Source organism: Chitinophaga agrisoli, from assembly GCF_008386695.1.
Lineage (GTDB): Bacteria > Bacteroidota > Bacteroidia > Chitinophagales > Chitinophagaceae > Chitinophaga > Chitinophaga agrisoli.
In genome coordinates, this window is sequence record NZ_VUOC01000076.1 from 1 (window position 1) to 734 (window position 734).

Consider the following 734-nt stretch of genomic DNA (forward strand, 5'->3'; position numbering starts at 1 on the left):
TTCGACTCGATAGGAACAATGGTTTCCGTTCTCACCTTAGCCGTAGCTGTGCTCGCTGCCGTCTGCAGCTGCACTGCTAGCGATCTCGGTAGACCTGTGTCTATTGGCGAGCACCCCAGCCTGGTCCAAATTGAAGTATTCCTACCCATCTTGAATCAATGGTTCCAACAGTGCGCTGGTATTGTTCTCACCAACTACCACTACCTTTCAACTGCTACCTGTTTCCATGGAGAATTCTACGATCCTGCATACCGTCGCATTATCGCTGGATCTTCCCGTCGCAGTGAGCCCGGTGAAATATCTTATGTTCACTTTGCTGTTAACCATCCCGAATTCTCTGAGGAGAATTACGACAAGGATGTGAGCATCGTACGAGTAACACATGCCATCCACTTCGGCCCAAACATCCAGCAGGGTGCTATTATCCAACAAGGTGTCGTAATACCCCAGGGTATTTTTGTTGATCTGCTCGGATGGGGAACTACCGTTCAAGGCGGCAGTGTATCTGACGGCAACCTCCACAAGCTCGAACTCATTGTGACCAACAAAGAAAACTGCAGGGAACAGTACAAGGGTCATGATCGCGTCGTGACTGATAACAAATTCTGCGCCGGTTTGGTCCGGGCTGGTGGCCGCGACTACGACAATACTGACTTGGGTGCCCCTGCCTTCTTCCAAAATGCGCTAGTAGGCATCGTATCTTTTGGAAAGAGCAATGCCAATGACATCTACCT

The 734-nt window shown here is 50.0% G+C and carries 1 protein-coding gene; it reads left to right on the forward strand.

What is annotated here, in order from left to right; genetic code table 11:
- Positions 1–18: 18 nt before the first annotated feature.
- Positions 19–734: trypsin-like serine protease (locus F0L74_RS34645; RefSeq protein WP_246197959.1), on the forward strand; the 716-nt coding region annotated here is incomplete at its 3' end.